The 5,517-nt window shown below is 75.2% G+C and carries 5 protein-coding genes; 1 reads left to right on the top strand and 4 read right to left on the bottom strand.

What is annotated here, in order from left to right:
- Together L0B03_RS13290 and hflX are read right to left on the bottom strand one after the other, a co-directional pair.
- Positions 1 to 1,083: ATP-dependent DNA helicase (locus tag L0B03_RS13290; RefSeq protein ID WP_374204954.1), on the bottom strand; the 1,083-nt coding region annotated here is incomplete at its 3' end.
- 46 nt (positions 1,084 to 1,129) lie between these two features.
- Positions 1,130 to 2,659, bottom strand: a complete 1,530-nt coding sequence (hflX, locus tag L0B03_RS13285) for a GTPase HflX (RefSeq protein WP_250446538.1) — start codon at positions 2,657 to 2,659, stop codon at positions 1,130 to 1,132.
- A 100-nt stretch (positions 2,660 to 2,759) separates the two neighbouring features.
- On the opposite strand from hflX, the gene L0B03_RS13280 reads away from it, so the two are divergent.
- The gene (locus L0B03_RS13280; RefSeq protein WP_250446536.1) at positions 2,760 to 3,380 is read left to right on the top strand and encodes a methyltransferase; all 621 of its coding nucleotides are present in this window, start codon (positions 2,760 to 2,762) and stop codon (positions 3,378 to 3,380) included.
- 19 nt (positions 3,381 to 3,399) lie between these two features.
- Here the strand turns inward: L0B03_RS13280 and dapF are convergent, their stop codons facing one another.
- Both dapF and miaA read right to left on the bottom strand, forming a co-directional pair.
- On the bottom strand, positions 3,400 to 4,383 hold the full coding sequence (dapF, locus tag L0B03_RS13275; RefSeq protein WP_250446534.1) for a diaminopimelate epimerase: 984 nt from the start codon (positions 4,381 to 4,383) through the stop codon (positions 3,400 to 3,402).
- Complete coding sequence (gene miaA / locus L0B03_RS13270; protein ID WP_250446532.1) at positions 4,380 to 5,324, bottom strand: tRNA (adenosine(37)-N6)-dimethylallyltransferase MiaA; 945 nt, start codon at positions 5,322 to 5,324, stop codon at positions 4,380 to 4,382. Before miaA ends, dapF begins: the two co-directional genes overlap by 4 nt.
- Positions 5,325 to 5,517 lie beyond the last annotated feature (193 nt).

Here is a 5,517-nt window from a genome sequence, read left to right as displayed (position 1 = left end):
CGCGTCGCGCACCGCGTCGACGGCCAGGGCCACGTCGCCGGGCAGCCCTCCGCGCAGGCGCCCTTCCGGCAGGCCCGCGAGCACGGCCCCGAGCCCCTGCCCCGCGGTGTCGAGGTCGGTGGTGAGAACTCCGCCGTGCCGACGGGCCAGGCGTGCGGCCTGCTCGATGCTCACCGCGGAGAGCTCGACGGTGGCCTGGGCGGTGACCCGCTCAGCGAGCTCGTGGGCCTCGTCGACGACGAGCACCTCGTGCTCGGGCAGCACCCCGGGTGACCCGCCGGCCGCGATGCCCAGCATCGCATGGTTGGTCACGACCACATCGGCCTCCCGAGCCCGGGCGCGGGCCTGCTCGGGGAAGCACTCGTCGATCATCGGGCACTTGGGCCCCAGGCACTCCATGGCCGTGACCGAGACCTGACGCCACGCTCGGTCCGAGACCCCGGGGACGCAGTCGTCGCGGTCGCCCGTGACCGTCTCCTGGGCCCACTCGCGAAGGCGCACCACCTGCCGACCGAGCTTGCCGGCCCCGTCCCCGTCGCCCTCGTCACCGCCGGGGTGGTCCGCGGCGCCGGGCGCCTCACCGAAGGCGGCGTCGAAGAGCGTCCCGGGCTCGTCCTGGGGGTACCCGCCTGCGACCTTCTGGGCGCACACGTAGTTGTGCCACCCCTTGAGCAGGGCGATCTGGGGCTCGCGGGGCAGGGACGGGGTCACGGCCTGCGCGACGAGAGGGAGGTCACGGGTCATGACCTGCCGCTGCAGTGCGAGGGTCGCGGTCGAGACGACCACCCGCTCCTCGGCCAGGACCGCGTGCCGCACGGCCGGGACCAGGTAGCCGAGGGACTTCCCGGTCCCCGTGCCGGCCTGGACGAGCAGGTGCTCGCGGTGCTCGATCGCCTCGGCGACGGCGCTCGCCATCTGCTGCTGGCCCTCGCGGGGCCGACCGCCCAGGGCTCCCACCGCCTGGTCGAGCAGCTGCAGGACGGGCGGTGCCTCGGCTCCCCCGGGCGCGGCCTCGGAGGGCTCCGTCCCCGCCGTGCCGTCGGCCAGGCTCTCCGAGGGGTCCGGGTCCGGGCGCGCAGTCACCGGGGAAGCCTAGGCGCTCGCGGGGACGCCCGAGCCCACGCCGGGATCAGGCCACGGAGGCAGAACGCAGCTCGGCGGCGAGATCCGGGTCGACCAGGGCGCGCAGCGCGGTCCCGGCCTCCAGGTGCCGCTCGGTGTGGATCTCGCCCTCGCTGTGCACCCGGCTCACGAGGTCACCGCGGCCGTAGGGGACGACCACCTCGACCAGCTCCTCGGGGCGCGGCAGCTGGGCCGCGACCCGCTCGCGCAGGTCGTCGATCCCGGCGCCGGTGTAGGCCGAGACCACGACAGACCGCGGCTCCCGCCGGCGCAGCCGGTCGACCACCTCGGGGTCGGCCACATCGGCCTTGTTGAGCACGATGAGCTCGGGCACGTCGTCGACCCCCTCGATCTCGGCGAGGACCGCGCGCACGGCGGCGATCTGCCCCTCGGGGTCCGGGTGGGAGACGTCGACGACGTGGAGCAGCAGGTCGGACTCCCCGACCTCCTCGAGGGTCGACCGGAAGGCCTCGACCAGCTGGGTCGGCAAGGAGCGGACGAACCCCACGGTGTCGGCCAGGGTGTAGTCGCGGCCGTCCGGGGTCTGCGCCCGGCGGACCGTCGGGTCGAGGGTCGCGAACAGCGCGTTCTCGACCAGCACGCCGGCCCCCGTGAGCCGGTTCAGCAGGCTCGACTTGCCGGCGTTCGTGTAGCCCGCGATCGCGACCGAAGGCACGTGCCGGCGACGACGCGAGGAGCGCTGCGTGGCCCGCGCCGGGGTCATCGCCGCGATCTCGCGGCGCAGCTTGGACATCCGGGTGCGGATCCGACGACGGTCGAGCTCGATCTTGGTCTCACCGGGTCCGCGGGACCCGATCCCGGCACCGGCCGCGACCCGTCCACCGGCCTGGCGGGACATCGACTCGCCCCAGCCGCGCAGGCGCGGCAGCAGGTACTCGAGCTGGGCCAGCTCGACCTGAGCCTTGCCCTCCCGCGACTTGGCGTGCTGGGCGAAGATGTCGAGGATCAGCGCGGTGCGGTCGATCACCTTGATGCGCACGATGTCCTCGAGGGCACGGCGCTGGGAGGGGGCCAGGTCGGCGTCGATGATGACGGTGTCGGCCCCTGTCGCCTGGACGATCTCCGCGAGCTCGGCGGCCTTGCCCGACCCGAGGTAGGTCCCGGGGTCAGGGTTCTGACGTCGCTGCAGGACGCCGTCGAGGACCTGCGAGCCGGCGGTCTCGGCGAGGGCGGCGAGCTCGCGCAACGAGACCTCGGCGTCCTCGGCGGTGCCCTTGGTCCAGATGCCCGCGAGCACGACCTTCTCGAGGCGTAGCTGCCGGTACTCGACCTCGGTGACGTCGTCGAGCTCGGTCGACAGACCCGCCACGCGGCGCAGGGCGGCGCGGTCGGCCCGGTCGAGCTGGTCACCGTCGCTCTCGGAGAGGCGGGTGCCTCCGAGGTCGAGGGCCGTGCCCGCCCGCGCCAGCACGCGCGCCACGACGGCGTCGGCGAGCTCACGGGCGTCGCGCTGGCGGTCCACGCCGTCGTGGTCGTCCAGGTCACCGGGGGTGGGGTCGGTCGTCGGGTCGGTCATCGGCACCTCTCGTCGGGAGTCCCAGGGTGGCACGCGGCAGGGCCTGCGGCGAGGCAATTCCTCGCACAGCGGACGACCGGTGGCCGGTAGAGTACGCGCCGTGCCCGAGCCAGGACCTCCTCCCGAGGACCACTACTTCACCGCCGAGCCCGCCTCGGCGGACGAGCGCCGGACCTTGGCGATCCGCCTGGCCGGCCGCGACGTGGTGGTCGACACCGCGCCCGGCATCTTCTCCCCCGGACGGATCGACCTCGGGACGCAGGTGCTGCTCCGCAGCGTTCCGCCCCCACCGGCGACCGGTCACCTGCTCGACCTCGGCTGCGGCTGGGGCCCGGTCGCCCTGACGATGGCCCTGGCCTCCCCCGAGGCGACCGTGTGGGCGGTGGACGTCAACGCGCGAGCCCTGGACCTGCTGCGCGGGACGGCCACCCGCCTCGGGCTGACCAACCTCCGGGCGGTCCGCCCCGAGGAGGTGCCCGAGGTGGCCTTCGCGGCGCTGTGGTCGAACCCCCCGATCCGCATCGGCAAGCCGGCCCTGCACGCGATGCTCGAGCAGTGGCTGCCCCGGCTCGAGCAGGCCGCGAGCGCGCACCTGGTGGTGCAACGCAACCTGGGCGCGGACTCCCTGCAGCGCTGGATCGGCGAGAGGCTCGGCACCGACGTCGAGAGGATCGCGAGCGCCAAGGGGTACCGGGTGCTGCGGGTCTGCTCACCGGGCTGAACCGACCCGGGTCGCGACCTCAGGCGGAGGGGCTCGCCGCCGCGTCCTGGACGAGGGCGTCGAGGTCGACCTCGCCCTCGGCGACCAGGCGCGCCGGTCCCGCCAGCTCGACCCGTCCCTCAGGTAGGGCTGTCACTCGCACCGTGCCCCCCGGGACCTCGACCATCCACGTCGACGGTGCCTCGGCCCCCGCCCAGGTCCGCACGGCCATCGCGGCCGCGCAGGCCCCGGTCCCGCACGAGCGGGTCTCCCCCACCCCCCGCTCGTGCACCCGCATGCGCAGCCGCCCGACGACCTCGCCGTCGGGCCCTGCCTCCTCGCCCAAGGGCACCACGAGCTCGACGTTGGTCCCCGCCACGGGGGCGGGGCTGACGACAGGCGGGCGGGTCAGGTCCGCGGCCGCGAGCTCAGCGACATCCGCGAGGGCCAGCACCGTGTGCGGGTTCCCGACGTCGATGCTCAGCGCCGGGCGCACGACGGGGAGCCCGGGGACCTCGACCTCGGCGTCCATCCCCTGGGCCGCCGACCCCGCCCCCCCGGGCATGCTCCAGGTCCCCATGTCCACGGCGTACCAACCGCTGCCCTGGGGGTCGCGGTGCACGCGGCGCACCCCGGCTCGGGTCCCGAGCACGAGGGCCCCCGTGCCGTCCCACAGCCCGAGGCGCTCGGCGAACAGCGCCGCGACACGGACGCCGTTGCCGCACATCTCGGCGAGGGTCCCGTCGCCGTTGCGGTAGTCCATGAACCAGACGGCGGACGCGTCCTCGGCCAGGGCGTCTGCCCCCTCGGCGAGGTGCGTGCTGCGCACCAGCCGGATCACGCCGTCGCCCCCCAGGCCCGCACGCCGGTCCGCGAGCCCCCGCACGAGGGCCGGGGTGAGGTCGACCTGGCCGTCGGGGTCGTGCAGCAGGACGAAGTCGTTCTCGGTGCCGTGGCCCTTCGCGACCTGCAGCCGCGGGCCGGGCCCGAGGGTCGTCGTCGCGGTCACCGTGGTGGAGCTCATGACCCGAGGGTACGGCGACGGACACCCGTGTCGGGCAGCTCACCGCGCTCCGCCCGGCCGACGAGGTCGAGGGCCTGCTCGAGGAGGTCGGGGGCCTGCGCGTCGAGCCAGTGCACGCGGGGGTCCCGGCCGAACCAGCCCATCTGCTTGCGCGCGAGCCGGCGCGTCCCTGCCGCCACGGCCGCGCGAGCCTCAGCCTCGGTGAGGTCACCGCGCAGCACGGCAAGCCCCTCGGCGTACCCCACCGCCCTCGTCGCTGTCCGTCCCAGGCCGTCGCCCCCCGGCCCGGCGAGCTCACGGACCTCGGCGACCAGGCCCCGCTCCCACATGCGCTCGACCCGATGCTGGATCCGCTCGTCGAGCAGCGTGCGGTCGCAGTCCAGGCCCAGCTGGAGAGCAGGTACCTCGTAGACGTGCTCGGGCAGGGTCGCGCTGTAGGGACGGCCGGTCAGGGTGATCACCTCGAGGGCGCGGACGATCCTGCGGGTGTTCGCCCGCTCGATACGACCAGCCGCGGCCGGGTCGGTCGCGCGCAGCTCGTCGTGCAGCAGGCCCGGACCGTGCTCGCGGGCCCGTTCCTCGAGCGCGGCGCGCACCGCCTCGTCGGCGGGCGGGAAGGTCAGACGGTCGAGCAGGGCCCGGACGTAGAGCCCCGACCCCCCGACGACGACGGGGCGGCGCGCCCTGGTCCGGACCGCGTCGAGGTCCGCCCGGGCGTGCCGCTGGTAGGCCGCGACCGAGGCGTCCTCGGCGACGTCGAGCACGTCGAGCTGGTGATGAGGAACCCCTCGCCGCTCGGCGGGGGTGAGCTTGGCGGTGCCGATGTTCATCCCGCGATAGAGCTGCATGGCGTCGGCGTTGACCACCTCTCCGCCCAGGTGCTCGGCGAGGGCCAGGCCGAGGTCGGACTTCCCGGTCGCCGTGGGGCCCACCACCGCCACGACCCGAGGCTCGCCGCTCACCGGGCGCCCGTCCCGCCGTCGGGGGTCCAGTCCACGACGAGGTAGCCGGCACCCCAGGGTGCCGCGTCGAGGCGCAGTCGGCCGCACCAGGGGGCGTCGCCGAGCGCGCCGAGCAGCACCTGCCACGGAGCCCAGGCGCTCACCGCGAGCGCAGCCGCCTCCTCGGCGGGGA

The organism is Actinotalea sp. C106, from assembly GCF_023630195.1.
In the GTDB taxonomy this organism is placed as follows: Bacteria; Actinomycetota; Actinomycetes; order Actinomycetales; family Cellulomonadaceae; genus Actinotalea.
Note: the sequence above shows the minus strand (reverse complement) of the source record. Positions and strands in the feature narration are given on the sequence as shown.

Coding starts and splice junctions, on each gene's coding strand:
- hflX (WP_250446538.1), bottom strand. CDS start 2,659: ATGACCGACCCGACGACCGACCCCACCCCCGGTGACCTGGACGACCAC.
- dapF (WP_250446534.1), bottom strand. CDS start 4,383: ATGAGCTCCACCACGGTGACCGCGACGACGACCCTCGGGCCCGGCCCG.